Source organism: Xanthomonas sp. WHRI 10207, assembly GCF_040202975.1.
Taxonomy (GTDB): domain Bacteria; phylum Pseudomonadota; class Gammaproteobacteria; order Xanthomonadales; family Xanthomonadaceae; genus Xanthomonas.
The window spans coordinates 100,888-126,333 of sequence record NZ_JBEGDX010000003.1 but is presented as its reverse complement, the minus strand read 5'-3'; the positions used below and the strand labels follow the sequence as shown (position 1 = coordinate 126,333).

The 25,446-nt window shown below is 65.7% G+C and carries 20 protein-coding genes; 7 read left to right on the top strand and 13 right to left on the bottom strand.

Going from position 1 to position 25,446, the window contains the following annotated elements:
• The first annotated feature begins 169 nt into the window (after positions 1-169).
• Positions 170-1,189: a TIGR00266 family protein gene (locus tag ABQU90_RS10945; protein WP_115584264.1), complete on the top strand. Its 1,020-nt coding sequence runs from the start codon at positions 170-172 to the stop codon at positions 1,187-1,189.
• A 548-nt stretch (positions 1,190-1,737) separates the two neighbouring features.
• Positions 1,738-2,775, top strand: coding sequence for a patatin-like phospholipase family protein (locus ABQU90_RS10940; RefSeq protein ID WP_323520966.1), 1,038 nt, complete (start codon positions 1,738-1,740; stop codon positions 2,773-2,775).
• An 803-nt stretch (positions 2,776-3,578) separates the two neighbouring features.
• Here ABQU90_RS10940 and ABQU90_RS10935 read toward each other — a convergent pair.
• Together ABQU90_RS10935 and ABQU90_RS10930 are read right to left on the bottom strand one after the other, a co-directional pair.
• Positions 3,579-5,780: a TonB-dependent siderophore receptor gene (locus ABQU90_RS10935; protein WP_323520965.1), complete on the bottom strand. Its 2,202-nt coding sequence runs from the start codon at positions 5,778-5,780 to the stop codon at positions 3,579-3,581.
• 356 nt (positions 5,781-6,136) lie between these two features.
• Entirely contained in the window at positions 6,137-6,619 is a 483-nt protein-coding gene (locus ABQU90_RS10930) for an Lrp/AsnC family transcriptional regulator (RefSeq protein ID WP_055853825.1), read from the bottom strand.
• Positions 6,620-6,748: 129 nt separating this feature from the next.
• Here ABQU90_RS10930 and phhA point away from each other — a divergent pair, with 129 nt between their 5' ends.
• Entirely contained in the window at positions 6,749-7,639 is an 891-nt protein-coding gene (gene phhA / locus ABQU90_RS10925) for a phenylalanine 4-monooxygenase (RefSeq protein WP_055853828.1), read from the top strand.
• A gap of 315 nt (positions 7,640-7,954) precedes the next feature.
• Positions 7,955-8,599, top strand: a complete 645-nt coding sequence (locus ABQU90_RS10920; protein WP_323520964.1) for a DMP19 family protein — start codon at positions 7,955-7,957, stop codon at positions 8,597-8,599.
• Positions 8,600-8,809: 210 nt separating this feature from the next.
• On the opposite strand, the gene ABQU90_RS10915 is transcribed toward ABQU90_RS10920, so the two are convergent.
• Together ABQU90_RS10915 and ABQU90_RS10910 are read right to left on the bottom strand one after the other, a co-directional pair.
• A complete protein-coding gene (locus tag ABQU90_RS10915; protein ID WP_323520963.1) occupies positions 8,810-10,546 on the bottom strand; it encodes a M61 family metallopeptidase in 1,737 nt (578 codons plus the stop codon).
• Between the two features lie 201 nt (positions 10,547-10,747).
• Positions 10,748-11,872: a GDSL-type esterase/lipase family protein gene (locus ABQU90_RS10910; RefSeq protein WP_323520962.1), complete on the bottom strand. Its 1,125-nt coding sequence runs from the start codon at positions 11,870-11,872 to the stop codon at positions 10,748-10,750.
• Positions 11,873-11,884: 12 nt separating this feature from the next.
• Here ABQU90_RS10910 and ABQU90_RS10905 point away from each other — a divergent pair, with 12 nt between their 5' ends.
• Complete coding sequence (locus ABQU90_RS10905) at positions 11,885-12,097, top strand: hypothetical protein (protein WP_349780857.1); 213 nt, start codon at positions 11,885-11,887, stop codon at positions 12,095-12,097.
• 521 nt (positions 12,098-12,618) lie between these two features.
• On the opposite strand, the gene ABQU90_RS10900 is transcribed toward ABQU90_RS10905, so the two are convergent.
• From ABQU90_RS10900 to ABQU90_RS10860, 9 genes are all read right to left on the bottom strand, one after another.
• A complete protein-coding gene (locus tag ABQU90_RS10900) occupies positions 12,619-13,275 on the bottom strand; it encodes an RpiB/LacA/LacB family sugar-phosphate isomerase (RefSeq protein WP_115552550.1) in 657 nt (218 codons plus the stop codon).
• A 285-nt stretch (positions 13,276-13,560) separates the two neighbouring features.
• Entirely contained in the window at positions 13,561-14,316 is a 756-nt protein-coding gene (kduD, locus tag ABQU90_RS10895) for a 2-dehydro-3-deoxy-D-gluconate 5-dehydrogenase KduD (RefSeq protein WP_055853846.1), read from the bottom strand.
• Positions 14,317-14,497: 181 nt separating this feature from the next.
• Positions 14,498-15,352, bottom strand: coding sequence for a 5-dehydro-4-deoxy-D-glucuronate isomerase (gene kduI / locus ABQU90_RS10890; protein WP_055853850.1), 855 nt, complete (start codon positions 15,350-15,352; stop codon positions 14,498-14,500).
• Positions 15,353-15,991: 639 nt separating this feature from the next.
• Positions 15,992-17,050 carry a LacI family DNA-binding transcriptional regulator gene (locus ABQU90_RS10885; RefSeq protein WP_055853853.1) on the bottom strand — a complete coding sequence of 353 codons (1,059 nt, stop codon included), beginning with the start codon at positions 17,048-17,050 and terminating at the stop codon, positions 15,992-15,994.
• Positions 17,051-17,191: 141 nt separating this feature from the next.
• The gene (locus tag ABQU90_RS10880) at positions 17,192-18,775 is read right to left on the bottom strand and encodes a family 43 glycosylhydrolase (protein WP_323520960.1); all 1,584 of its coding nucleotides are present in this window, start codon (positions 18,773-18,775) and stop codon (positions 17,192-17,194) included.
• Positions 18,776-18,874: 99 nt separating this feature from the next.
• Complete coding sequence (locus tag ABQU90_RS10875; protein WP_055853858.1) at positions 18,875-20,158, bottom strand: TRAP transporter large permease; 1,284 nt, start codon at positions 20,156-20,158, stop codon at positions 18,875-18,877.
• Positions 20,158-20,679, bottom strand: a complete 522-nt coding sequence (locus ABQU90_RS10870; RefSeq protein WP_161963779.1) for a TRAP transporter small permease — start codon at positions 20,677-20,679, stop codon at positions 20,158-20,160. Before ABQU90_RS10870 ends, ABQU90_RS10875 begins: the two co-directional genes overlap by 1 nt.
• Positions 20,680-20,689: 10 nt before the next feature.
• Positions 20,690-21,688, bottom strand: coding sequence for a TRAP transporter substrate-binding protein (locus tag ABQU90_RS10865; RefSeq protein ID WP_115526688.1), 999 nt, complete (start codon positions 21,686-21,688; stop codon positions 20,690-20,692).
• 37 nt (positions 21,689-21,725) lie between these two features.
• On the bottom strand, positions 21,726-22,547 hold the full coding sequence (locus ABQU90_RS10860; RefSeq protein WP_323520959.1) for a 2-keto-4-pentenoate hydratase: 822 nt from the start codon (positions 22,545-22,547) through the stop codon (positions 21,726-21,728).
• A gap of 138 nt (positions 22,548-22,685) precedes the next feature.
• Between ABQU90_RS10860 and ABQU90_RS10855 the strand changes: the two genes are divergently transcribed.
• Positions 22,686-23,738, top strand: a complete 1,053-nt coding sequence (locus tag ABQU90_RS10855) for an alpha/beta hydrolase (RefSeq protein ID WP_323520958.1) — start codon at positions 22,686-22,688, stop codon at positions 23,736-23,738.
• Positions 23,735-25,354 (top strand): carboxylesterase/lipase family protein, encoded by a 1,620-nt coding sequence (locus ABQU90_RS10850; protein ID WP_323520957.1) that lies wholly within the window; start codon positions 23,735-23,737, stop codon positions 25,352-25,354. Before ABQU90_RS10855 ends, ABQU90_RS10850 begins: the two co-directional genes overlap by 4 nt.
• The last annotated feature ends 92 nt before the right edge of the window (positions 25,355-25,446 follow it).

Genomic DNA, 25,446 nt, shown 5'->3' with positions numbered 1-25,446 from the left:
ATCCGCCTGGCCGCGACCGCCTCGGCGGCGTGCAGGTCTGGCTGGCCCGCGTGCGGCGTCTAGCGTCGCAACCACGCCTGACCGCCTTGCACGGCATGACCTTGGACACGGGACGCGGTGCCGGCTGCTGCGGCTAGACTCGCCGCACACACCGACAGGAGTCTTCCCGATGGCCCAGTGGTATTTCCATATTCCCGGACAGGCCGACCGTATCGGCCCGCTCGACGATGCCAGCGCCCGCGCGCATGCCCAGCGCCAACCCGACGCGCTGGCCTGGCGCGATGGACTCGATGGCTGGACGCCGGCCCGTCAGCTGGCCGACCTGCAGGGCGGTGGCAGCGCACCGCCTCCGCTTGGCAACATTGCCAGCGCCGGGCGTGCCGATGAGATCGACTACCGCATCGTCGGCAACGACATGCAGTTTGTCGAAGTGGAACTGGACCCGGGCGAGAGCGCCATCGCCGAGGCCGGCGCGCTGATGTACAAAGATTCGGCGGTGCAGATGGACACCGTGTTCGGCGACGGCTCGCATGATGGTCAGGGCGGCAGCAGCGGCGGGCTGATGGGCAAATTGCTCTCTGCCGGCAAACGCGTGGTCACCGGCGAGAGCATGTTTACCACCGTGTTCACCCATGCCGGCAGCGGCAAGGCCAAGGTGGCGTTCGCAGCGCCCTACCCCGGTACGGTGCTGGCGCTGCGGCTGTCCGAGCACGGCGGGCGCCTGATCTGCCAGAAAGACAGCTTCCTGGCCGGCGCGCGCGGGGTGTCGTTGGGCATCGCCTTCCAGAAGAAGATCCTCACCGGCCTGTTCGGCGGCGAGGGCTTCATCATGCAGAAACTCGAAGGCGACGGCTGGGTGTTCGTGCACGCCGGCGGCACTGTGGTGGAACGCGACCTCGGCCCCGGCGAGCGCATCGACGTGGACACCGGCTGCGTGGTCGCCTATCACGCTGGCGTGGACATGGACGTGCGGCGCGTGGCCGGATTGAAGAGCATGTTCTTCGGCGGCGAAGGTGTGTTCCTGGCCACCCTCACCGGCCCCGGCAAGGTCTGGCTGCAATCGCTGCCGTTCTCGCGCATGGCCGGCCGCATGCTACAGGCCGCCCCGCAAGCCGGCGGCCAGCAACGCGGCGAAGGCTCGGTGCTCGGCGGGCTAGGAAGGCTGCTGGATGGCGATAACCGGTTTTGATGGTTGGCGCGGCGAGGCCGCGTCGATGCTCGCGGCATTTTGCGGCCAGGCAAGTGTGGTGGCTGGTGTGGAGCGCCGCATACATGCCGGAGACGCCCCACTGACGCAGGTCCAGGTCCGGCGCGCTTCGGGAGCACGCCTGTCTTGATCGACTGCCGGCGATTCCCCCCATCCGCCCTACGGGCACCTTCCCCCGCACGCGGGAGAAGGGACGTCGCGCGCGCAAGTCGGGACGTTGCTCCGGGGAATCGGGATGTCGCACTCCGGCGTAGAAACGTCGCCATCGCACGCGCACTAGCCCCTCTGCCGCAGGGGTGAGGGGACGACGCGAAGCCACACCTGCAATGGCATGACGACAGGTTTCGCGCACCCTCATCCGGCGCTCCGCGCAAGCGTTTTCCCGCCAGTAGAAAGTGCAGCAGAGGCTTGCACCACCAACAGCCTGTGCAAGTTCTCGATCACCTCCACCATCGACCACCCCGCGGCACAGCAGCGACCGTGACGGCGCGCGTGTATTCTCCCTCGCCTTTCCCATCGACGTTTTCGCCATGACTGCGCTCCGCCGCTCCCGCTCGCTTGCCCTGTTGTCCATGCTCGGTCTGCTCTCGGCCTGCGGTGGCGAGCCACGCCCGGCAACGCCTGCGCCGGTGGTCCAGGCGCCTTCGGCCGCTGCGGCCAAACCGGTGAAGATCGGCATCGCGCTTGGCGGCGGCGCAGTCAAAGGCTTTGCGCATATCGGCGTGATCAAGATGCTCGAAGCCAACGGGTTTGCGCCTGTGGTGGTGTCGGGCACCAGCGCCGGCAGCGTGGTCGGCGCGCTGTATGCCAGCGGCATGGACGCGTTCGAAATGCAGGAAAAAGCGGTGGCGCTCGACCAGACCAGCATCCGCGATGTGCGGCTGTTCTCCGGTGGTCTGGTGCAGGGCCAGAAGCTGCAGGACTACGTCAACGAGCAACTCGGCGGCAAGCCTATCGAGAAGTTGCGCAAGCCGTTTGCGGTTGTGGCCACGCGCCTGGAAGACGGCGAGCGCACCGTCTTCGTGCGCGGTAACGCCGGCCAGGCGGTGCGTGCGTCCAGCAGCATTCCAGGCGTGTTCGAGCCGGTGACCATCGGCAAATACCATTTCGTCGACGGCGGTGTGGTCAGCCCGGTGCCAGTGGATGCCGCGCGTCAGCTCGGCGCCGAATTCGTGGTGGCAGTGGATATTTCCAGCAAGGCCAGCGGCAAGAATCCGGGCGATCTGCTGGGCACAGTGAACCAGTCGATCTCGATCATGGGGCAGCGTCTGGGCGAAGCCGAGCTAAAGCGTGCAGACGTGGTGGTGCGCCCCAAGGTCAACGATATCGGCTCGGCCGATTTCAATCAGCGCAGTGTCGCCATCCTGGAAGGCGAACGCGCCGCAATGGTCGTGATGCCGCAGATCCGCGCCAAGATCGCGCAGCTGCAGGCCGCGCGTAGCAGTGCCACGCGTAACGCCGCCGACCAGGCTGCAGCGGCAAAACAACAGGCCTACCAACGCTGCCTGGAACAACGGTCGCGCTGGCAGAAACTCCGCGGCAAGGACGAGGAATGCGTGGCGCCGTAAAGTGGTTGTGGTGCGGCGGGATGTCCGCTGCGCTCGATGCCTTGCTGGATTGGAGGTATAGGATGATCGTGGGGCTTGCTGGTGGCATGCAGGTGCTGCGGTTTTACTGCTCACTGTAAGCCGCGGTCCGCGACGTCAAGGAAGAACCGCACGTCTGCATGTGGCGGGATGCGTGCGACGGTGAGTTGCATGTGCTCGCTTGGGCGCGGATGAGTGGGTTGTTCGGTGTTGTGTAACGTTTTTGCGCATCGGTGGTATCGGGACGGCGTCGCGGCCGGGGCCGCTCCTACGAAGTGCCGCATCTCGCTTGCTTGATGTAACGTGTTCGGCGCGTTTTCCGCTCGCATGGTTTACGGCGTTGTCTGCCTGCCATTTGCACGCTGTTGCGCGAGAGGTGCTGATTCAGGCGAACTAGCTTTTTCGCCTTGGTCGATGCCTGTTGCGTAAGCGCTGATGCTGTGTCGGGACGGCATCGCGGCCGGGGCCGCTCCTACGAAGTGTCGCATCTTGCTTGCTTGATGTAACGCGTTCGGCGCGTTTTTCGCTCGTATGGTTTACGGCGTTATCTGCCTGCCATTTGCACGCTGTTGCGCACGAGGTGTTGATCCAGGCGAACGAGCTTTTTGTGCGTTGGTCGATGCCTGCTGCGGAAGCGCTGATGCTGTGTCGGGACGGCGTCGCGGCCGGGCCCGCTCCTACGCACGGCAGATACGTTGAATTCCGCTTTAGGAAGTGAGTTGCGATGCCGGGCCGATCACCGTGGTGCATGCACCGCGCGGTGATCGGCCGGCATTGTCGTTTCCTCAGTAGCGCCAGCGCAGGGACACGCTGACAAAGCGCGGTTCGCCGTAGTTCTGGTAATCCAGGTTGGCCCAGTAGGTCTTGTCGAACGCATTGCGTACCGCCAGCGTGGCGGTCCACTGGTCGCTGATGCGGTAGTTGGCGTTGAAGTGCACCAACGCATACGGGTTCTGCACCACGGTGACCGGTGTAGTGGCGCCGCTGCCATCGCCGGTGGGGCGCGCGATGTTGAAGCCGCGCACCGCGCTTTGCCAACTCACGCCACCACCGATGCTCAGGCGATCCCACGCGCCGGGCAGGCGTACCTGGGTGGACAGCTGCAGATAGTCTTCCGGCAGGTTGGCGTAGATCGCATCGGTGGGTGCGCGCGTGACCTTGACGTGGGTATAGCCGGCATTGACCGTCCAGCCCGGCAGCATCTCGCCGTTGATATCCATCTCCCAACCGCGGCTCTTGGTGCCGTCCACGCCGATAAACGCGGAGGTTCCATCGGGCAACGACGATTCGGGCTGGGTCATGTCGCGCACCGCGTAGTTGTCCTGCTTTGCTTCGAACACGGCGGCCGTGGCCATGGCGCGGCCGTCGAGTAATTGCGCCTTGATGCCGGCCTCCAGGTTGGAGCCTTCCACCGGTGCGAGCAGGTTGTTGTCCTTGTCGCGGTAGTTCTGCGGATTGAAGATTTCGGTGTAGCTGGCGTACACCGAAACATCCGGAACGATGTCGTACACCAAGCCCACGTACGGGGTGACTTCATCGCTCACCTTGTAGCGGCCGGTGGTACCGGTGTAGCCGCCGCTGACGTTGAAGGCCTGGGTGCGCGTTTGCCAGGTGCTCAGGCGCGCGCCGGCGATCAGCGACAGTGGGTCTGCCAGGCGAAAGCGTGTGGAGGCGTACACGCCGCGCTGCGTGGTGCGTGCCTCACGGCGCGCGCCGGTGCGGCTGTAGCTCACCTCGGGTGCATCGCCATCCCAGTTGCGGATGTCGGGAATCCGATAGCAGCGCTCAGACCCACCGCTTTCGTTGATGCACGATCCCCAGCCGCTGGGGTACTGCTGCGCGATGCCGTAGGTGGTCGATTGCAGATCCTGCCAGCTGCCACCCAGCACCACGTCGTGCCGGCGGCCGAACAACGAGAACCCGCCCGACAGATACACATCCACGCCATCGCGGGTGTCGCTGGTTTCGCCGACGCCGGTGCGCAAGAACACGCCGCTGCCATCGGCGGCCGGATAGCCGGTGCCGTACACGCGAATGCTTTGCACATCGCCCTTGGTGTGCGCGTAGTTGACGCGCAGCAGCCAATCCTCGCCGAAGCGTTGTTCCAGATTGGCGAAGGCGGTGCTGGTTTCGCGCTGCCAGCGCGTCCATTCCGGTGCCATGTTGGTCGAGCGCGACAGATTGGCCAGCGTGCCATCGGCCGCAAAGAACGGCACCGTGCCCCAGGTCGAACCGACCGGGCTGTTGTCCTGACGTTGATAGCCCACGGTGAGTGTGGTGCTGTCGGTCAGATCGCCTTCCAGCACCGCCATGCCGGACATTTTGTTGTCGTGGTAGCGGTCGTAGTAGTAGTCGCGATCTTGCCAGGCCGCGACCACGCGGCTGCGGAAGCGGCCGTCGTCGGTGAGCGGTGCATTGACGTCGGCCTGGGTGCGGCGGAAATCCCAGGTGCCGGCGCTTGCGGCAACCGAGGCGTCGAACGTCTTGCCTGGGCGCTTGCGCAACAGGTTCACGGTGGCCGAGGGAATGCCCGCACCGGTCAGCAGGCCGTTGGCGCCGCGGATCACTTCGATGCGGTCGTAAAACACCGTGTCGTATTCCTGATTGGTCGCGCCGCTGTAGGTAGGCAAGCCATCGACCTGGAAGTCGGTGATCTGGAAACCGCGCGCAAAATACAGTGGGCGCTGGGTGTCGTAGAACGACACGTTGACGCCGGTGACGTTGCGCATCACGTCATCGATGCTGAAAAGCGACTCGTCCTCAAGGCGCTGCAATCCGATCACGCTCACCGACTGCGGCGTCTCCTGCAGGGTCAGCGGCAGGCGCGTGGTGGTGGCCGGCTGTGCGCGGCTCACCGTGCCGTTGACGGTGACCTGGTCGAGCGTCTTGGCATCGGCCAGGTCGGCTGCGTGCGCAGCGGCAGGCCGGGTCAACGCGCACAGCAGGGCAACAGACAGGCAGGTCAGTGGGTGGGTCAGTGCAGGCATCGGTCTCTCATCGATCGTGGGCGCACGCTAGGGCGTGGCGACAGGAAGCAGGCAGGCGTCGGCGTGCTGCTCGGGCGACGAGCTGGCTGGCCTGGCAAGGCTGGCGGATCGACGAACAGGACATGGCCGGAGCCGGCCAGACGTTATGTAAATGTAAATCGTTATCGTTTGCAGAGCAAGTGCGGTCTGCCGTGGATCGTCTGCTCCTGCCGGCGCGATCTGCGCGACGGTGCCCGCTGCCGGACGTCGTAGGTCAGCCAGATTCGTTGATCGCAACAGGTTGTACGCGCGATCGGGTGCGCCCTATTCCGCCGGCGGAACGCGCTTCGCATCCCGGGGTTCAGGCGACTAATGCATCACGCCAGATGCGACAGCGGCAGGCCTTCGGGCGCCTTGACCGTGCGCAGGACGAAACTGGAATTGACGTCGGACACGCCGGTGGCATTGAGTAGCCGATCCAGCAGAAACCGCGAAAAATGCTCCAGATCGCGCACCTGCACCTGCAACAGGTAATCCATGTCGCCGGTCAGCGCCCAGCACGCCACCACTTCGTCCCAACCGCGCACACCGTCGGCGAACAGCTCGATATCGGCCTGACCGTGCTGCTCCAGCTGCACCCGCACAAAAGCCTGCAGACCCAGCCCCAGCGCGCGCGCATCCAGGCGCGCACCGTAGCCGGCGATGATGCCGGCGGCCTCCAGCCGTTGCGTGCGCCGCAGGCAGGCCGACGCGGACAGATTCACCTGCACGGCGAGCTCGGCGTTGCTGGTACGCCCCTGCGTCTGCAGCAAGGCGAGCAACCGCAGATCGGTGCGGTCCAAGGCGATTGGTTGGTCCATATGTTGCGCAGCAGCAGATCGAGACGCATGAATCTTGCGCGTAAGTGCTGGCACTGCGCAAGATTCGCAATCCTGTTGCGCAGCGATCCGGCTAAGGTGAATCCTTAGTCGCTACGGAAGTCCTGTCGCATGAACACTGCCCCGCGCCGCGTCGAAAACCAGCTCACCGACAAGGGTTATGTGCCGGTCTACACCACGGCCGTGGTCGATCAGCCGTGGGACGGCTATAGCAGCGACGACCATGCCACCTGGGGCACGCTGTATCGCCGCCAGCGTGCGTTGCTGGTGGGCCGCGCCTGCGATGAGTTCCTGCAGGCGCAGGACGCCATGGGCATGGACGATAGCCAGATCCCGCGCTTCGATGCGCTCAACGCGGTGCTGCAGGCAGCCACCGGCTGGACGTTGGTCGGCGTGGAAGGCCTGCTGCCGGAACTGGATTTTTTCGATCACCTGGCCAACAAGCGTTTTCCGGTGACCTGGTGGATCCGCCGTCCCGATCAGATCGATTACATCGCCGAGCCGGACCTGTTTCATGACCTGTTCGGGCATGTGCCGCTGCTGATGAATCCGTTGTTTGCCGACTTCATGCAGGCCTATGGCCGTGGCGGGGTCAAGGCGCACGGCATTGGCCCGGACGCGCTGCAGAACCTCACCCGACTGTATTGGTATACGGTGGAATTCGGCCTGATCAACACGCCGCAAGGCTTGCGCATCTACGGCGCCGGCATCGTGTCGTCGAAAGGCGAATCACTGTATTCACTGGACTCGCCCGCGCCCAATCGCATCGGCTTCGATCTGCAGCGCATCATGCGCACGCGCTACCGCATCGACAGTTTTCAGAAGACCTATTTCGTCATCGACAGCTTTGCGCAGTTGATGGATGCGACCAGCCCGGACTTCACGCCGATCTACGCGGCACTGGCGCAACAGGCGCAGGTGCCGGCCGGCGATGTGCTGAGCAGCGATCAGGTGATTCAGCGCGGCAGTGGCGAAGGCTGGAGCCGCGACGGCGACGTGTAAAGCAGCCACGTTGGCGCTGCGCTGCCCGCCGCGGGTCAACGCAGCGGTCCAACGTGATTAACGCCGCGAAGGATTGCGCGTCCGTGTGACCTGCGCTGCGTGTCTGACACGGTGAGAGGCGAGGCTGAAAGCCGTGCGCCGTGGTGCGTGGCTGCATTGCGCTGCCCTGTCGCGCCTTGGCCAGATGGCGGCGTCACCCTGGCAAGGCGATGCGACGCATGTGCAGATCGCGCTGCGGGACAACGCAGTGCGCAGCGACTCGACACCGTCGCCAGTGCGGACTATGGTCGAGACTCCCCACATCGCATTCGCTCAATGGACCTGACGCATCTGCGCATCCGGCGCTTGGAGCTGGACGACACCCGCCTGCTGTTCACCCTGGCCAACGGCATCCGCATCGACGAGCCCATCCAGGCGCATCGGTTGTTGCTCAAGGCCACGCCACCACAGCGCGCGCACTGGCAGATCACCGAGGACGGCCATGGCGTGAATTGGCCTGCGGTGGCGCCGCCCACAGCGGAGGGGCTGATCAACATGCCCGAGCTGCTGTGGCGCCGTCGCGCCGCACGCGCGCAGGCAAAACTGGCAACGTTGCGCGGACGTCTGGACGCGCTATCGCCGGGCGAACGCGAGCTGGTCGCGCTTGCCCGGCTGGATGCGGACATGACCGAAAGCGGCTACGCCCGCTACTTCGACCGCTGGGATGCGGCCACCCGCAGCGACGCAGTGCGCGGTCTGGCAGCAATGGGCGCAGCGCAAACTCGGCAGGCCATCGAAGGCCTGGGCGCGGTGTTCGAATGGCTGGAAGAAGACCCCGACCTGCTCAGCATCGAAGACATCCTGGACGCCATGAACGAGGCCGACCGCCAACGCGTGCAGGGCTGGGAAGAGGTCTATTACCGCCGCTCCAGCGACCTGGCACGGCTGGGCCTGGTGCATTACGGGGTGGATAAGGCCTGAGCCTTCATCCATGCGCTGCGCGCCTTGTGCGACGGGCATGCAGGGTGACGCAGACGGACACGCCGCGATCGCGGCGTGCGAGGGCAATCCCCGTCGCGCATGCGGGCACCTCAGCGACGCAGTGATCCGGCAGCGGCACGTGCGCAACGGCGCACCGGATGGCTGGGTGCTTATCCGCAGACAGGCACGCCCACACGCATCAGCGCCGACTCACAGCCGGCATTGCGCATCGTCCACCCCAGGCACGCGCTCCCATTGCCAGGCGTCTACCTGCTCGCCGCGTGGCAGATAGTCCACATCGAACTCCTTGCCGTCGCGACGCAAGCGCAACTGCAGGTGCTCGGTCTGATTGCCCTGGATGCCGTCCTGCGGCACCGGACGCACGATCTCATCGCCGTTGCGCACTCCTACCTGCGCCGCCGCCGACGCTGCCATCAGCCCGCGCACGACGCGCTTGGGTTCGGCCAGCACCGCCGGCTCGAATCCCAACACATACCGCCGCAGCGGCTTGCTGGTCCTGCGAAAGCACGGCCCGAACGCGTCCGACGCCGGCAACGGCGGCGTGCCGGCCAGGAAGGCATGAAAGTCCTGCACCGCCGCCTCGCCCAGCTCCGCCTTCAGCAAGGCCTCCCAATCGGCCTGTGTTGCCTCGCGCTGCTGGCCGATCGCCAGCAACGCACGCAGCAGGTCATCCAGCGAACGCTGGCCCTGCGATCGCTTGCGTAGCGCATCGTTCACCGTAGCCAGATACAACATGCCGCGGTCGTAAGCGAGCGTGCGGATACGGGTGTCCTTCCAGAATCCCTCATCGATGCGTGCGTTGGGCAGATTTCCCAGCGCATTGGTGTAGTAACGCGCCGCGGTCATGTTGAGCGAATCCAGAAACTGCTGCGGGGAGAGCAAACCGAATCGCAGCGGCAGCAGCGCCTGGTAGAACACCGCCGAGCCTTCGCTGAACCAGGTCGTGGACTCGGGCCCGTGCTCGGAAAGGCGCGGCTGATAGGTATGGAACATTTCGTGCGACAAGGTGATCTTGATCAGGTCCACATCGGCGCCGGCCCCTGCGCCATAGGTGGTGACGAATGACTGGTTCAGTGCGGTGCCGCCGCCCGCGTTGACCGGGTTGTAGCGCAGGAAGATCGTGTAGGGGCTGGACTCGGGCTGCGGAAACGCCAGCTCGAACTGCTCGTGCAGCTTGCCCACCCACGCGGATAACGCATTCGCATCGAAGGGCGGCTGGCCTTGCCAGGCGACCGAAAACCCGTCCGCACGCGGCACGCTCGGCCAGCGTCCGACCTCCCCGGCCATGAAGAACACCCCGGACAAACTGTCGTTGTCGATCTGCGCGACCTGCACCGTCCCTTCGCCGAACGAGCTCACCCCCTTAGCGCCATCGGGCAGCTGCGTCAGATCCCAGCGAATGGTCAACGCGTACGTTTGTGCCTGCGGCGGCAGCACCAGAAACATGCTCGACACTGCAGAAAACGCATGCGCATCGTTACGGAACGAAATGGGCGGCGCCGGGCCGCGCGGCGGCCGGGTCGCATTGGCCGGGACACGGTAGTGCAGGCTGAGCGGGCCGCCGAGCGCGCGTGGCGCAGTCCAGACGCGCAACGGGCCTTGATCGCCGCGTTCCTGCGCGGTGGCCGCGCGCCCGGCGAGCTGCACCGTCCCTTGCGCATCGGCGGCTTCGATCAAGACGATGTGCTCGGCAGCGCTATCCACGTTTCCCTCTTGCATCGGCAGCTGCGCCACGATGCCGCCGCGGGCCACGGTCAGCGCGGCCAGGCGCAGACGCACCTCTAGCGTGTCCACGTTGCCCTTGGTTGCATGCGGTGCAAGCTCCAGGTCCAGCGCAATCGGAGCAGGGACGGCCGATGCCGGGCTGGCCAGTGCGCCAGGTGCCAGCGCGATGAGCACACACAGAAGCAACCAGGAAGTTTTCATGCACGCCGAGCAGTGTGGGATCGCCGATCATGCCGCCGGTCGAGGCCGCCTGCCAGCATGCCGAAGGTCATGCGGCGCAATGCACGGCGATGGCTGCAGTCCTGGATCGAGTGCCACCGGGGTTGCAGCGCTGGGTCGGCGGGGCATCGCTTGGGTGGCGCGTCTGCGGCGCCCATACCTGCGCTGCATCGCGCCGACGGTTCACCCTGCCGGCGCTGGCAGGTAGGCCAACAACAGCACCAATGGTGCATCACCGGTCTGCTGCAATGCATGGGTGCTGCCCGGGCGCGTCAGCAGTGCATCGCCCGCTGCGACGTCGTACTGCTTGCCATCCAGCGCGTACAGGCCACGGCCGCTGACGATGTAGTAGACCTCGTCCTTGTCGTGCAGATGCAGGCCGATGCCGGCACCTTTGTGCAGCACGCGTTTGCGCAGTACAAACTTCAACTCCGGCGCGTCTGCGAAAAAGGGATACGCCGTGGTGGGGCCGGCGCCGCCGTGCGGGCCGGGTTGTTCGCGGGCGAGATCGCGCTCGTGCACGACCAGCGACGGATGCGTCTGTGCGACGCGTTGCGCGGCGGTATCGGGGGCTGCGCCGCAATCGGCGTCGCGACGCAGCTGGGGTTTTAACTCAGGCTGTAGATGCACCCAGCCGTGCACGACCAGGCAGGCCACCGCGGTGGCACCGGCGCGGCTGAAATGGGTGCCATCTGCTTTGCCCTGTTCGGGGACGAACAGAAAGTACGGCTTGGCGGCTTGCTCGCCGAGTGCGCGAATCCAGTCGCTGGAACTGGCGTTGAGATCGATCAGGCCGACGTGTTGGTCGGCCGCCACTTGCTGCATGGCCAAGGTGTAGCGGCCATGCGTATCGAGCAATGCGCTGAAGTCGTAGAGCAGGCGTGCGGCCGGCGTGATCAGGATCGGCGTGGCGCCCTTCTCGCGCGCGGTGGCGATGTATTGGCGCAGGAACCGCACGTAGTCGCCTTGCGGGTCGGTATAGCGTGTGGAGTCTTCGCGTTTGGCATCGTTGTGTCCGAACTGGATCAGCAGGATGTCGCCACGTTGCAGCTGCTTGGCGATGGCGTCCAGGCGCCCTTCGGCGATGAAACTGCGGGTACTGCGGCCGCCTTTGGCGTGGTTGTGCACCTGCCACTGGGCGGGGTCGAACCATGCTTGCAACATCTGGCCCCAGCCGGCTTGCGGTGCGCGATCGGCGCCGTACTCGGCCGCGGTGGAATCGCCGGCGATAAAGATGCGATGGGGCGCAGCATGGGCATGGGCGATGCCAGTGCAGAGCAGCAGCATGGCGATGAGCAGTCGACGCATGAGGGGCTCCTGGTGAGTGCGGTGTTTGTTGTTGCTGTTGTTGCTGTTGTTGCTGCTGTTGTTGCTGCTGTTGTTGCTGCTGTTGTTGTTGCTGTTGTTGCTGTTGCTGTTGCTGTTGTTGCTGTTGTTGTTGCTGGTGTTGCTGCTGCTGTTGTTGCTTTTGGATCTGGTCTTGCTGCTATCTGCAGTGCGGTACCGACGTATGGCTGCACGCTTGATGCGTGATTTCGATGCGACTTGCATCCGTACTTCGCGCGTTGGCTGGATCCAGAACGGGTGACGTGATGCTTCGGTGGGTCATCCTCAACATCGGCACTTGCTGATTATTGAGCGGGTCCGATGCCTGCGCTTGACTGCCGGTTGGCTGCCTTCCGCCCTACCCGCGCCCCGAGCCGCGCTTGCGGCACGCGCGCCTATGGCGCGTAAGCCGTGCCTTCTCGCCTCGGTGGGAGAGGGGCTCGATGCATGCGCGCTTTCGATCAAATGCACGAGTGCTTGTGGACGAATGCACACTGCTTCTGCTCGCGTCCACGCACGCTCTCTGTTCGCAACGGATGCACTCACGCTTTTGGGCGCCTGCATCGGAGTCAGTCACAGCAGGGCGTGCAGTGACTGTCACCCACTGCTTGTCTCAGCAGTGGGTGACGCCGTGCGATGCATGACGCGTCAGCGACGTCTCAAGCACTCACCTTGCGGCGCATACCTGCTCCCGGTGCAGGAACACAGGCATGCGCATGCGGCTGCACTCAGGCAGCAGCGGCTTCGCTCTTGCCCAGCAGGCCGGCGACGAAGTTGCGGATCTCCGCATCCTGCGCATTGTCGAAGAAGCACTGCTGGAAGCGCTCGCCGCCGATGGCCTGCTTGATCAGTTCCGGGTCGATGGCGCGCAGGCCGTCGAGGTAGGACTTGGCGGTGGCCTGCTTGACCTGGGTCAGGATGCCGGCGTTGGCGGCCTGCGATTCGCGACGCTCGGCCGGGTAGCCCAGACCGCGCTCGCCGCTGAAGGCCTTTTCGAAGATGTAGCGCACGTTGATTTCCGCGCCCCAGCCGTAGCCCTTGGCGAATGCCAGCGACAGTGCGTTGCCGTTGTTGACCTGCGCAAACAGGTAGGCGTCGGTCGGCTCGATGCAGTAGCCGCAGAACACGCCCGGGTGAGCGTTGAGCGACATCAGCGCGCCCTGGCCGGTGCCGCAGCCGGCGACGACGAAGTCGACCGCCTTCGAGTTCAGCAGCAGGCTGGCGACGATGCCCAGATGGATGTAGGTCAGGCGGTGATCGTTGTCGCCGTCCATGCCGACGTTGAACACGTTGTGGCCTTGTTCGCCGGCGACGTCGTTGAGCTGCTGCAGGATCACCGGGTTCTTGGCGGCCTGACTAAACTCATTCATGAGTGCAATTTTCATGGGAATGCTCCGATTGGTTGGGGAAGAGTGGTTCGGAAAAAGGATGGAGGCTAGGGACTGCCGCGAGGTGCTTTCGATTGCGTTCCCATCCGGGGCTTTCGGCGCGAAACAAACAAGACGTGACCAAGACTCTGCGCACCCCTTGATGAGCGTCCCGGACGAGTTGCTGCCCTCATCCGCCCTGCGGGCACCTTCTCCCGCTCGCGGGAGAAGGACGTGGTATCGCGGGACACCAGGGGCGGCTGCGCGCGTCTGACAGTGCGCGCCATCGCCATGCGATCTGGATCAGCGCGCCAGCCAGCCGCCATCGACCGGGATGATGGCGCCGTTGACGTAGTCAGAGGCGCTGCTGGCCAGGAACACCGCGGTGCCGCCGAGATCGGCCGGCACGCCCCAGCGCGCGGCCGGGATGCGATCCAGGATCGACTTGTTGCGGTCTTCATCGGCACGCAGCTGCGCGGTGTTGTCGGTGGCCATGTAGCCCGGCGCGATGGCGTTGGTGGTCACGCCCTTGCTGGCCCATTCGTTGGCGAGCAGGCGGGTAATGCCGGCGATGCCCGACTTGCTGGCGGTGTACGAGGGCACGCGGATGCCGCCCTGGAACGACAGCATCGAGGCGATGTTGATGATCTTGCCGCGGCCCTGGGCGATGAAATGACGGCCAGCCGCCTGCGCCATGAAGAACGCCGACTTCAGGTTGACGTTGAGCACATCGTCCCAATCCTGCTCGCTGAAATCGACCGCGTCGGTGCGACGGATCAGGCCGGCGTTGTTGACCAAGATGTCCAACCCGCCCAGGCCGGCGATGGTGGCGTCGACGATGCGCTGCACCGGCTCGATGCTGATCAGGTTGGCTTCGATGGCGATAAAACGGCGGCCCAGCGCCTTGACCTTTTCTTCGGTCTCGGTGGGCGCCTGGATGCCGGCGGCGGCGATGTCCGCGCCCGCTTCGGCCAATGCCAGCGCGATGCCCTGGCCCAAGCCGGTGTTGGCACCGGTGACCAATGCGACCTTGCCTTCGAGACTGAACGGATTGCTCATTACCTTATCGCTCCTGCTGGGTGTGCCACGTTGTGATGAGTGAGCCGCGCGAGGCGCGGCAGAGTGCGTTTACGTTGTTTGAACTGGTGCTTCGCCAACGCCGCGTCGGGGCGCGCTGACGTTGCCAGCGCTTGCCTGGAAAAACGGCGTCGCTGGAGCGAACGATGGATCGAAACCGGGCTTACTTGAGCTGGCAGATGTCCAGCACGTGCATGTCGGTGTAATCCAGGTTTTCACCGCCCATCGCCCAGATGAAGGCGTAGTTGCTGGTGCCGGCGCCCATGTGGATGGACCACGGCGGCGACACCACCGCTTCGTTGTTCTGGATCACGATGTGACGCTGCGCTTCGGGCTCGCCCATGAAGTGATAGACGCGGTCGTTGGCGCCGAGGTCGAAATAGAAATACACCTCGCTGCGACGGTCGTGCAGATGCGGCGGCATGGTGTTCCAGACGCTGCCCGGCTTGAGTACGGTCAGGCCTAGCAGCAGCTGCGAGGACTGGCAGGTGGCCGGCACGATGTACTGGTAGATGGTGCGCTCGTTGCTGGTTTCCAGCGCGCCACGATCCAGCGCCACTGCATCCTTGATCGACAGCTGCTTGGTCTCGAAGCGCGCATGCGCCGGTGTCGAGGCCAAATAGAACTTGGCCGGGTTGGCGGCATCGTCCGAGGCGAAGCTGACATCGGTGCTGCCCATCGCCACGTACAGGCCGTCCTTGGGACCGAGCGTGTAGGCGGTGCCATCCACGGTCACGGTGCCGCTACCGGCGCCGACGTTGATGACGCCCAGTTCGCGGCGCTCCAGGAACGGGTGACCGGCGGCGGAGGCCGGCTCGGTCTGCTTGGGCAGTTCCAGCGCAGTGCCAAGCGGTGCGGCGCCACCGAGCACGAAGCGCTCGTAATGGGTGTATTTGAGCGTCACCGCACCATCGACGAACAGGCCGTCGAGCAGATACAGCTCGCGCAGGTCATCGTTGCTGGCGCCCTTGATGGCATCCGGGTGGGTGGCGTAGTGGGTCTTGCAGTACAGGGACATGCGCGATCTCCGTGGCAAGCGGGGGGAAGAGGGCTTGCTCCGTGGGTAGTCTACCGGCTCTGGTTAACCGGTGTCATTGCGCAGTGCACGATAGTGGGAGTGCGTAGGTCTGAGGGACTGCCTGCTTCCTTCTCCCACCGGGAGAAGGTGGCGCGCAGCGCCGGATGAGGGTGCGAGGCGACGCGCAGCGTTGGGGGCGCAGCTTGAGTGGCGAGTGTGTCTTACCGCGTTTTCAGCGCATGCCTCCGTTGTTCTCAGATGCCTGTCTGCCGCCGTGCCCTCACCCCAATCCCCGCTCCGCGCCCTGGCCCGCGCTTGCGGCGCGAGCGCTCCAAGGCACGCCCGACCGCGGCGCGCCTGCCGTGCCTTCTCGCCCCGCAAGCAGGAGAGGGGCTTTGATCCCTTCTCCCACCGGGAGAAGGTGGCGCGCAGCGCCGGATGAGGGTGCGAGGCGGCGCGCAGTGTTTGGAGGCGCGGCCTGAGTGGTAAGTGCTGCCTTCCCCCGCCTGCGGGGGAAGGTGCCCGAAGGGCGGATGGGGGCAAGCCGTTGGCAAGGCAGCTGTTCTCACCTTGACCGGCACAACGTCCTGCAAGGTGGAGCGGAAGGCCCGCGCCGCGTGGGATCGCGGCGCGCGGTGCTCAATCTTCCGGCGGTTGGCAGGAGTCGCGCACGATCAGATGCGGGCGCACGCTGGCGGTGGGCAATTGCGGGGCATTGTCGGGCTGGATCAGCATGGCCGCGGCGGTGCGGCCGGTATCGCGGGTGTGGCGACGCACCGAGGTCAGCGGTGGCCACAGGCGCGAGGCCAGCGAGCTGTCGTCGTAGCCGATCACCGAGAGCTGGCGCGGGATGTTGATGCCGGCGCGCAGGGCGACCTTGTAGATACCCGCAGCCATTTCATCGTTACCGGTGAAGATGGCGGTGGGGCGCTTCTTGCCCAGCAGCAGCTTTTCGGCGGCGGCCACGCCCGATTCGAAGGTGTAGCCGGCTTCGACGATACGCTCGGACGGCAGTTCGATGCCGCGCCGGGTCAGCGCGTCGGCAAATCCCGAGGTGCGTTCGATCGAGGAACGGTAGGCGCTGGGGCCGGTGACCAGGGCGATGTCGCGGTGGCCGAGCGAGAGCAGGTAGTCGGCCGCCTCGGCAGCGCCGTCGCGGTCGTGGGTGATCACCGTTTGCGAGGTGGTATCCAGCGCGACCGAGGCGATGCGGGTGTAGCGGCAGCCGATCTCGGCCAGCATATCGGCCAGCGCCTGATCTTCGGACGCGCGCGGCACCAGGATCACCCCGTGCAGCTTCTGCGCCTGGGCGAAACGACGTACGCCTTCGATGTAGCCGGGGCTACGGCTGTCGCAAGGGTGCACCACCAGCTCGAAACTGGAGCCGCGCAGCGCGTCCAGCGCGCCGTACTGCATGTCCACGATGTATTGCGCGGTGGGATTGTCGTAGACCATGCCGATCAGGAACGAGCGCCGGAACGCCAGCCCGCGCGCGAGCGGGTCGGGCGAGTAGCCAACCTCGCGCATCAACGCCTCGACCTTCTCACGGGTGTCCTGCCGCACCAGCGGCGAGTTGTTGATGATCCGCGAAACGGTCTTCTTGGACACGCCCGACATCCGTGCGATGTCGTTGATCGTGGCTACCTTGCCCTTCGGCAGGCCGGGCATTCCCTCTTCAGGCATCTTGCGGGCGGGCATAGCGGTCAACCAGTGAAGTTGATTGGATTCTACCGGCCAGACGGCCGGCAGACCTGAGCGAAGCCTGCCGCCACCCCGGACCCGCCGCGCAAGGCACGCCGCAGCGGCCATCGCGGCGGCGTGCCCAGCGATGCAGAACGGTCAGTCCAGGGCGCGGTAGCGGAAGTTGCGGAACTCCACCTGGCCCGGGCCGGCGGCATACAGCGCCGGCTTCAATGCCAGGAACTTGCCGGCCACGTTGTGGTGGTAGCCGGACACTTCCATCTGCACCGGGTACTTGGTCCACGTCTTGCCGTCGGTGCTGCTGTGGATGGTGACGATGTGGCGGTTGTTGGTGACCCGCAGCCACAAGGTGCCACCGGTAGCACTGGGGGCCAGCGTGCCGGGGCGTTCTTCGCCATAGCGGTGCATGACGAAGTTTTCGCCATTGCTGCCCACGCCGGCGTAGAGCTTGTCGCTGTAGAACAGCAGCGCCCCGCCCTGCCCGCCCGGTGCCACGGTCATCTGCACTTCGAACTGGTAGGCCTGGTCGGTGGCGATCACCGTCAGCGGCGAGGCGTTGCGCGGGGCGGTGCCCTTGCCCTGCAGGCGCAACACGCCATCGCCCACCTGCAGGCGCTTGGCTTCGTCGGCCGCCGGGTTGAAGAACGCCCACTGCGGGCCGAGCGTCTTGGCGCGGAAGTCGTCCGACAGCGCCAGGCCGTGGGCCAGCGCCTGGCCGCTGGGTTTTTTCAGCGGGGTGCCCAGATCGCCGCCCTTGGCGACGAACCAGCCGTCCGCGGTCCATTCGATCGGGTCCAGCAAGGCCTGCCGGCCCAACGTCCAGAAGCCGTGTTCGTAGCCGTGGTAGAGCATCCACCAGCGTTTGTCGGTGCCTTCCACCAGGGTCGCGTGGCCACGCGACCACCACGGCTCGTCGGCGCTCTTGGTGCGGGTGATCGGGTTGTTGGGCGCGTTCTGCCACGGACCGTGGATGGAGCGCGAACGCGCGGTGATCACCATGTGCCCGGTCGGCGGGCCGGCGGTGCCGCCCACGGCGGTGGTCATGTAGTACCAGCCGTTGTGGCGGGTGATCTTGGGGCCTTCCTGCGCGTAGCCTTCCACGTCCCAGCTTTCCGGGTACTTCCAGCCGTCGTAGACGTGCTTGGGCGTGCCGACCACGGTCAGGCCGTCGTCGGACAACTGCACGTAATCGCCGCCGCTGAGGAACAGATACCGCTTGCCGTCTTCGCCCACCGCATGACCGGGGTCGATGTACTTGCCCAGGCCGATGTCGACCGGTTTACTCCACGGGCCCTTGATGTCATCGGCCCACACCACGAAGTTGCTGCGCTCGGCCTGGTCGCCGCGACGGGCCGGGAAATAGATGTAATAGCGCTTGCCATGCTTGATCAGGTCCGGCGCCCAGATCGCACCGACGTTTTGAGTGATGGCGTGGCCCAGCGGCTGCCAGTTGACCAGATCGCGCGAATGCCAGATCGGCAGGCCCGGATACGCGTCGAACGAGGACAGCGTGAGGTAGTAATCGTCGCCGTCCTTGAGCACCGACGGGTCGGGATGATCGCCGGCCAGCACCGGGTTGAGGAAGGTGCCATTGCCTTGGTCGGCAATGCGCTGATGTTCGATACCGCGCTTCCAGTCGGCGGCCATGCTCAGGCCGGTGCACAGCACCAGCCCGGCGGCCAGCAGCCAACGCAAGCGCGCGGGTGTCATACGGTGACGCATGCTTTCTCCTTGTCCCCGTCGCGCGGGGCGATGCAGGGCCGGCGCCTAGATCGCCGGCTGCTGGATGAAGGCGGGAGACTCCCGCCAGCACCGACGCGCTTACGCGCGCAGTGCCCTCGGCAACCAGAGCGACAGCTCCGGGAAAAACGCCACGATCAACAGCACGCACAGCGCCGCCAGCCAGAACGGCCAGATGGTGCGCATGCTTTGGGCGATGGTGATCTGCCCGATGGAGGTGCCGATAAACAGCACCGACCCGATCGGCGGGGTGATCAGGCCAATACCGCCGGCCAGCACCATCACCAGACCGAAATGGATCGGGTCGATGCCGTAGGCCTTGACCACCGGCAGGAAGATCGGCGTGCAGATCAGGATCTTCGGTGCCAGGTCCATGAACATGCCCAGCAGCAGCAGCATCACCACGATCATCAGCAGCACGGTGTTCTTGCCGTCGGCCACCGACTGTAGCAGTTTCACCGCCGCTGCCGGCACCTGCAGATACGCCAGCAACCAGCCGAACACCGCCGCTGTGGCGATCACGAACAGGATCACGCCAGTGGTGCGGGCGGCATGCGTGACGGCGGCGAAGAACTCGGCCCAGCGCAGCTGGCGATATAGCAATGCCGTGACGATCAACGCGTAGACCACGGCGATCGCGGCGCTTTCCACCGCGGTAAAGATGCCGGCGCGGATTCCGATGAAGATCAACGCCACCAGGCCCAGGCCCGGCAATGCACCGAACAGGCGCAAGGCCACCGCACGCCAGCCGGGGAACGGCTCGGTGCCGTAGCCACGATGGCGCGCCACCACATAGCCGGTGACCATCATTGCCGCGGTCATCAGCAGCGCTGGGAAGATGCCGGCCGCAAACAGATCGGCAATCGACAGGCCGCCACCGGCCGCCGCCGAGAACAGGATCAGGTTGTGCGAGGGCGGCACCAACAGCGCCACCAACGCGGCGGTCATGCTCACGTTCACCGCGTAATCGCGGTCGTAACCGCGTTTGATCATCTGCGGAATCATGGTGCCGCCCACCGCCGACACGTCGGCGATGGCAGAGCCGGACACGCCACCGAAGAACAGCGACGACAGCACGCTGACCTGCCCCAGGCCACCGCGCACGCGCCCGACCAACGAGGACGCCAGCGCGATCAAGCGTTCGGAAATCCCGCCGCGCAGCATCAGCTCGCCGGCAAAGATAAACAGCGGAATCGCGATCAACGATGCCGAGCCGCTGCCTGCGGAAATCTGCTGCACCAGCACCACCGTGGGCAGATCCAGATACAGCAACGTGGCTAGTGCGGCCGCACCCAGTGCATAGGCGACCGGCACGCCGATCAGCAGCAGCACCACGAAGGTTCCCAACAACATGGCGATGCCCATCAGCGCACTCCTCCGGTGTGGATCGGGCGCAGCACACGCCACAACTTGTACAAGGCAAACACCACCATCAGCGCACCGCCAATGGACAGCGGCAGGTAGTTGATGCTCTGCGGCATCTGCGCGCCGGCCATCTTGATGTCCAGGCCATCGATCAGCAGCGCCGCACTCCACCACGCCAGCACGGCGCCGATGGCCATGATCATCAACGGGCGAATCAGATCGAACAGTTTGCGCACCAGCGGTGGCACGTGGTCGCCCAGCAGGTAGAAGCCGAAGTGGCGATTGGTGTGCACACCGGCGGCGGCCGCCAGGCTCAGCGCGGTGCTCAGCAGCAACAGCGTCACCGGCTCGGTCCAGCTCGGGGAATTGTTGAGCACATAGCGGGTGAATACCTGCCAGCCCTGCACAACCACCAGGCCAAGCAGCGCCAGCGACGCCACGCCAATGGCAATATCGGAAACGCGGTCCAGCGCGCGCTGCAACGGCGCGGCCGGGACGGCGACGGTCTCGGGTACGGTCATCGGGATACCTCTATGCGAAATCGCGGATGCGGCGGTACAGCGCTTCGATCTCCGGCTGCTTGCGGTATTCGGCCAGCAGTGGGGCGGCGGCGGCGCGGAACGCCGGCATGTCAACCTGGTTGAGCTTCACGCCGTAATCGATCACCTGCTTGCGTGCGACCACCTCCGAGGCATCCCAGAGGTTGCGCATCACCGGCACCGACGCGCGCGCCAGTTCCACCACCAGGCCGCGATCGGCCGGGCTGAGCGATTCGAAGCTCTTGCGCGACATCACCAGAATGTCCGGCGCGTAGGAATGCTCGCTCTGCGACCAGTAGTGCGCCGCTTCGAAATGACGGCTGGACTGGAAGCTGCGCATGTTGTTTTCCGCACCGTCGATCATGTGCGTTTCCATCGCCGAAAACGTCTCGCCCAACGACATTGGCGTAGGGTTGGCGCCCAGCATGCGCATCAGCTTGAGAAAGATGTCCGACGAGGCCACACGCAATTTCAGGCCCTTGAGATCTTCCGGGCGATGCAGCGGATGCTTGGTGTTGTAGAAGCAGCGCGCACCCGAATCGTAGATCGCAAGACCCACCAGATCGCGCTGTTCGAAGCTGCGCAGAACGCTGTCGCCGACATGGCCGTCGATGGCACGGCGCAGATGCGGCACCGAGTCGAACACGTACGGCAGGCACAGCGCCTGGGTCAGCGGAAAGGCGTTGTTCAACGCACCCGAATACACGCGGGTGATGTCGATGGCGCCGAAGCGCGCCATGTCGATCGCCTCCGACTCGCGGCCCAGCTGGCCGGAGTGGTACTGGCGCAGCTTGAGCCGGCCGTTGGTGCGCGCTTCGAGCTGTTTGCCGAACCACCGCACCGCCTCCACGGTGGGGTAATCGCCGACGTGGACGTCGGTGGCGGTGAGCAACTGCCCGCCGGGAATCGGTGTGGTGGCGCCAGCGCCCAGCCAAGGAGCGGCTGCGGCGGCGCCAAACCCGGCACCGAGGAAATGTCTGCGTGTGATCATTGGCGCCCTCCCAAGCGTCTGGTCACGGGGTCCACCGTTATTTGGCGGACACAGCCGTACAGGAAATGTCGCCGATGCCGGCGAAGCGAATCAGGGCACGCTGTCCCACTTCGATGTCATGGATACCGGTGGCATTGCCCGTGGCAATGAGATCACCGCGCTTGAGCGGACGCCTGCGCTGAGCCGAACGGCTGAGCGCAAATGCGTAGGCCGCGCGCAATCCGCCGGGCAGCGTGGTGGCGCCGCCGGTGCCGACGACCTGGTCGTCGATCAGGGTTTCGGCGCTCAGCGTGGCTTCGTCGCGGGCGAGCCAGTCGGTCACTTCCGGGCCCAGAATCAGCCCGTTGTTGTTGCCGAAATCGGAAATCACCACACGCGGGCCCAGTTTGTTGATGGTCGCCAGCGGGCTGCTGGCAATCTCCACGCCGATGAACAGCGTGGCTGGCAATTGTGCAGCCTGCTCCGGGGTGAAGTGGCTCTGCTCGGCCGGCGCGTCGGCGTCCAGACGCAGCACGTACTCGGCCTCGACCGCACCGAAGCCGCCTTCGTAGATCGGAAACTCGGTTGTTCCACCGGTAGCATTCCAGAGCTTCTGCGAGAAGATCGGGCCGAGCAGACGCTCATCGCCGGAGGCATCGCGGCGTTCGGCGGCGATATAGCCCACTTTCCAGCCGACCACGTGGTCGTGCCACTGGCTGATGGCGATGTCCTGCACCTGGTAAGCGGTGACCAGATCGTCGGGGATTTGCCCGGGAAAGTCGGGAAGCGAGGCCCCTGCACGGCGTGCCTCCACAAAGCGCTGGGCGATGTCGGACAGCGTGGATGTGGACGTTGGCGGGGTGGCGGCGTCGTTGCTCAAGGGTGACTCCCTGATAGGTGTTTTGTTGCACTGCCAATCGACAGCGGCACGGTGTGCTGTATATGGTAAACCGGTGTCATTGGCAATGTGCAGTGCGACATTGTGACCGCGATACCGAAGTGGCCCTGGGAGGGGTAGATGCAGCAGACACGCCAAAAACCTTGTGGAAACCGGGCATTGCAGGCCCTGCGCCGCTGCCTGGCAGTGACCGTCGCCGCCTTTGCACTGGCCAGTGTGCCGGCCTGGTCGGCAGAACGCGCCAGCGCCGATACCGCCGCCGAACAGGCCAGCCGGATCGCCCTCTGGCCGCAGCCAATGGCACCGGGAGACACGCCGTTGCCGCAGCCGCAGCGCATCGTGGACCGCAGCAGCGATGCCGCTCTGCCCGACCGCTATATCCAGAACATCGGCCAACCCTATCTGGTGGTCTACCGCCCCAAGCGGCCCAACGGCACCGCGCTGCTGGTCACGCCCGGCGGCGGCTATCAGCGCATCGTGCTGGACAACGAAGGTAGCGCGCTGGTGCCAAGCTTCGTCGACCAGGCCGGCATCACCTTGTTCGTGCTGCGCTACCGGCTGCCCGGCGAAGGCCACCCGAATGGCGCCGACGTGCCGCTGGCCGATGCGCAACGCGCGCTGCGGCTGATCCGTGCCAATGCGGGCCGCTACGGCATCGATGCGCAGCGGGTCGGGGTGATGGGGTTTTCGGCCGGCGGCCACGTCGCCGCCAGCCTGGACACGCGTTACGCCGCGCAGGTGTACCCGGCGCAGGACGCCGCCGATGCGCTGAGCGCGCGGCCGGACTTCGCGTTGCTGATCTACCCGGTGATCGACATGGACAGCGCCAATGCGCACATGGGCTCGCGCGAGCGCCTGCTCGGCAAAACGCCCAGCGCTGCGCAGGTGAGTGCGTATTCGCCGCAGTTGCACGTGGATGCGCACACCCCGCCGACATTTTTGCTGCACGCGCAGGACGACACCGTGGTGTCGGTGCGTAACAGCTTGCTGATGCACGACGCGTTGCTACGCGCCGGCGTGCCCAGCGAGCTGCATGTCTTTCCGCAGGGCGGGCATGGCTTCGGCACCGCGGCCACCACCGGGTTGACGGTGGCGGTGTGGCCGCAGCTGGCGCAGGCGTGGATTGCGCACGTCAGCAAGCCACCGGCTGCGGCGCAGGACGCGGCGCGATGACGGCGCCATCCACGCCCGACGTGCGCCGACGCACGCTGCTGCGCAGTGGATTGCTCGTCAGTGCTGCCGTCGCGTTACCCGGTGTCGCCAGTGCCGTAGCGCCACCACCGCGCGATGACAGCGCACCGCTGGCACAGGTGCGTAGCGGTGCACTGCGCGGGTATCGCGAGCAGGGCATCTGCGTGTTCAAGGGCATCCCGTACGGCGGCGACACCGCCGCGCGGCGCTTTCAGGCGCCCGTGCCAGAGACAGCGTGGAGCGGCGTGCGCGATGCCACCGGCTTCGGCGCCGCCGCCCCGCAACCCAAGGCCAGCGAACCCACCAGCGAGGACTGCCTGTTCCTCAATGTCTGGACGCCCGGCCTGCGCGATGGCGGCCGGCGGCCGATCCTGTTCTATATCCACGGCGGCGGCTACACCACCGGCTCCGGCAGCGACCCGCTGTACGACGGCGTGCGGCTGTGCCGGCGCGGCGATGTGGTGGTGATCACCGTCAACCACCGGCTCAACCTGTTCGGCTATCTGTCGCTGGCGCAGCTGGGCGATGCCAGCGTTGCCGATTCCGGGAATGCCGGGCAGCTGGATCTGATCCAGGCGCTGCAGTGGGTGCGCCAGCACGCGGCCGAATTCGGCGGCGATGCCGGCAATATCACCGTGTTCGGTCAATCCGGCGGCGGCGCCAAGATCGCCACGCTGATGGCCATGCCCGCCGCGCGCGGCCTGTTCCATCGCGCCTGGACCATGAGCGGGCAGCAGGTCACTGCGGCCGGGCCGCGCGCGGCCACCCAGCGTGCGCAATTGCTGCTGGAGGCGCTGAAGATTGCACCGGCCGATCTCGCACGCCTGCGCAGCGTACCGGTGGCGCAGCTGCTGGCCGCCGCGCAGGTGCGCGACCCGTCGCGGGTGGAAAACAGCGCGTTGTATTTCGGCCCGGTGCTGGATGCGCGCAACCTGCCGGTGCATCCGTTCTGGCCGACCGCGCCGTTGCAGTCGGCGACGATTCCGATGGTGATCGGCAATACCCGCGACGAGACGCGCGCGTTTCTCGGCAACGATGCGGCCAACTTCGCACTCACCTGGGACACGCTGCCGGCCAAGCTGGAAGCGCAGCAATACGTGGACCTGTTGCCGCAGGTGGTGATCGCCGAATACCGCCGCCTGTATCCGCACTACTCGCCATCGGAGGTGTTCTTTGCCGCCACCACCGCCGGGCGCTCGTGGCGCGGCGCGGTGGAAGAAGCCGAAGCGCGCGCACGCCAGGGCGCACCGACCTGGGTGTATCAACTGGACTGGGGCTCGCCGCTGGACGGCGGCAAGTTCGGCGCCTTCCACACGCTGGATATTCCGCTGGTGTTCGACACCATCGGCCAGCCCGGTTCGCGCACCGGCGACAGCGCCGATGCGCAGCGCATGGCCGACCAGATGAGCGCTGCGTTGATCGCGTTTGCGCGGCATGGCGAGCCCACGCATCGCGGCGCCCCCCGCTGGCGGCAGTATTCGTTGCAGCGCCGCGAGACCTTGCTGTTCGATGTGCCGAGCCGGATGGAAAACGACCCGCGCGGTGGCGAACGTCGGCTGTATCAGCAAGCGCCGTTTATCCAACGTGGCACGTTCTGAGCGCTTGTTCTATTGAGCGACGAACAGCACGTGGCAGGCAGTCGCCACTCGGATTCTTATGGCGTGTTCGCTACACCGGGTTCCGAGCGATA

Bases quoted from the DNA above. Each gene is read 5' to 3' on its own strand.
- ABQU90_RS10935 (WP_323520965.1), bottom strand. From the start codon at position 5,780: ATGCCTGCACTGACCCACCCACTGACCTGCCTGTCTGTTGCCCTGCTG.
- ABQU90_RS10870 (WP_161963779.1), bottom strand. From the start codon at position 20,679: ATGACCGTACCCGAGACCGTCGCCGTCCCGGCCGCGCCGTTGCAGCGC.
- ABQU90_RS10945 (WP_115584264.1), top strand. From the start codon at position 170: ATGGCCCAGTGGTATTTCCATATTCCCGGACAGGCCGACCGTATCGGC.
- ABQU90_RS10865 (WP_115526688.1), bottom strand. From the start codon at position 21,688: ATGATCACACGCAGACATTTCCTCGGTGCCGGGTTTGGCGCCGCCGCA.
- ABQU90_RS10915 (WP_323520963.1), bottom strand. From the start codon at position 10,546: ATGAAAACTTCCTGGTTGCTTCTGTGTGTGCTCATCGCGCTGGCACCT.
- ABQU90_RS10885 (WP_055853853.1), bottom strand. From the start codon at position 17,050: ATGCCCGCCCGCAAGATGCCTGAAGAGGGAATGCCCGGCCTGCCGAAG.
- phhA (WP_055853828.1), top strand. From the start codon at position 6,749: ATGAACACTGCCCCGCGCCGCGTCGAAAACCAGCTCACCGACAAGGGT.
- ABQU90_RS10900 (WP_115552550.1), bottom strand. From the start codon at position 13,275: ATGAAAATTGCACTCATGAATGAGTTTAGTCAGGCCGCCAAGAACCCG.
- ABQU90_RS10940 (WP_323520966.1), top strand. From the start codon at position 1,738: ATGACTGCGCTCCGCCGCTCCCGCTCGCTTGCCCTGTTGTCCATGCTC.
- ABQU90_RS10910 (WP_323520962.1), bottom strand. From the start codon at position 11,872: ATGCGTCGACTGCTCATCGCCATGCTGCTGCTCTGCACTGGCATCGCC.
- ABQU90_RS10930 (WP_055853825.1), bottom strand. From the start codon at position 6,619: ATGGACCAACCAATCGCCTTGGACCGCACCGATCTGCGGTTGCTCGCC.
- ABQU90_RS10850 (WP_323520957.1), top strand. From the start codon at position 23,735: ATGACGGCGCCATCCACGCCCGACGTGCGCCGACGCACGCTGCTGCGC.
- kduI (WP_055853850.1), bottom strand. From the start codon at position 15,352: ATGTCCCTGTACTGCAAGACCCACTACGCCACCCACCCGGATGCCATC.
- ABQU90_RS10880 (WP_323520960.1), bottom strand. From the start codon at position 18,775: ATGCGTCACCGTATGACACCCGCGCGCTTGCGTTGGCTGCTGGCCGCC.
- ABQU90_RS10920 (WP_323520964.1), top strand. From the start codon at position 7,955: ATGGACCTGACGCATCTGCGCATCCGGCGCTTGGAGCTGGACGACACC.
- ABQU90_RS10875 (WP_055853858.1), bottom strand. From the start codon at position 20,158: ATGGGCATCGCCATGTTGTTGGGAACCTTCGTGGTGCTGCTGCTGATC.
- kduD (WP_055853846.1), bottom strand. From the start codon at position 14,316: ATGAGCAATCCGTTCAGTCTCGAAGGCAAGGTCGCATTGGTCACCGGT.
- ABQU90_RS10855 (WP_323520958.1), top strand. From the start codon at position 22,686: ATGCAGCAGACACGCCAAAAACCTTGTGGAAACCGGGCATTGCAGGCC.